Source organism: Pseudomonas entomophila (genome assembly GCF_013523125.1).
GTDB lineage: Bacteria > Pseudomonadota > Gammaproteobacteria > Pseudomonadales > Pseudomonadaceae > Aquipseudomonas > Aquipseudomonas entomophila_B.
The window spans coordinates 1-940 of record NZ_JAAMQJ010000102.1; the positions used below are offsets into that span (position 1 = coordinate 1).

General features: G+C 67.6%; 3 protein-coding genes. All 3 read left to right on the forward strand.

Going from position 1 to position 940, the window contains the following annotated elements; all coding sequences use genetic code 11:
• Positions 1-17 precede the first annotated feature (17 nt).
• Positions 18-245 (forward strand): hypothetical protein, encoded by a 228-nt coding sequence (locus tag G7007_RS21735; protein ID WP_181105159.1) that lies wholly within the window; start codon positions 18-20, stop codon positions 243-245.
• A 60-nt stretch (positions 246-305) separates the two neighbouring features.
• Positions 306-752 (forward strand): structural protein P5, encoded by a 447-nt coding sequence (locus G7007_RS21740; RefSeq protein WP_181105161.1) that lies wholly within the window; start codon positions 306-308, stop codon positions 750-752.
• Positions 749-940, forward strand: a 192-nt coding sequence (locus G7007_RS21745) for a hypothetical protein (RefSeq protein ID WP_181105163.1), incomplete at its 3' end; no start/stop codon positions are given. The genes G7007_RS21740 and G7007_RS21745, both read left to right, overlap by 4 nt.

The following is a 940-nucleotide window of genomic DNA, read 5'->3' on the forward strand; positions in this document are numbered from 1 at the left end:
TGTCTGGAGAAAACCCAATGCCTTATATCGCCATCAACGTCAGCAACGGCTACGACGTCACCAACTCGGTCCGCTACGCCACTCAGGAGGAGGCCGATGCGCGCGCCCGCGAGATCCTGACCCAGTCCCCGGGCGCCCAGGTTTACACCGCCCAGGTGCTGAAGGAGTACACCGCCAAGGTCTCGATCACGGCCAAGGAGCCAGCCGAGCCGGCGCCGGTCGACGAGGCCAACACCGCCGCCTGACGTCCCGCTGCACCCACCAAGCCCGCCCCGCGCGGGCTTTTTCATGCCTGGAGAAAACCCATGACCACACCACGCGGCGTCCGGAACCGAAATCCGGGCAACATCGACTTCAACCCACGCAACGCCTGGGTCGGCCAGCTGGGCCTGGAGGAGGGCGTGCCCAACCCGCGCTTCGCCCGCTTCGACTCCCCCGAGAACGGCATCCGCGCCCTGGGCAAGCTGCTGATCAACTACCGGGGCAAGGACGGCATGCCCGGCGTCGGCGGCAAGGGTATCGACACCGTGCTCGAGACCATCAACCGCTGGGCGCCGAGCAACGAGAACGACACCCAGGCCTATGCGCGCGCGGTGGCCACCCGCATCGGCGTGCACCCCACGGCGCCGATCGACATCAAGAACCCGACCACGCTGCGTGGGATGGTGGTCGGCATCATCGTCCATGAGAACGGCGGCAACCCGTACTCGGCGGCGGTGATCGACGAAGGCGTGCGGCGGGCGCTGGCATGAGCTGGCTGCTGGCGGCACTCAAGGCTATCCCGCTATGGCTGGTGCTGGCCCTCGCCGCCGGCGGCGTCATCTGGTGGCAGCACGGCCAGATCGAGAAGGCTCGGGCCGATGCTGCATCGCTCAACGATCAGGTGCAGCAGTGCCAGCAGGCCCGCAACAACCTGGTGGCCCTGGCCAATGAGCAGGGC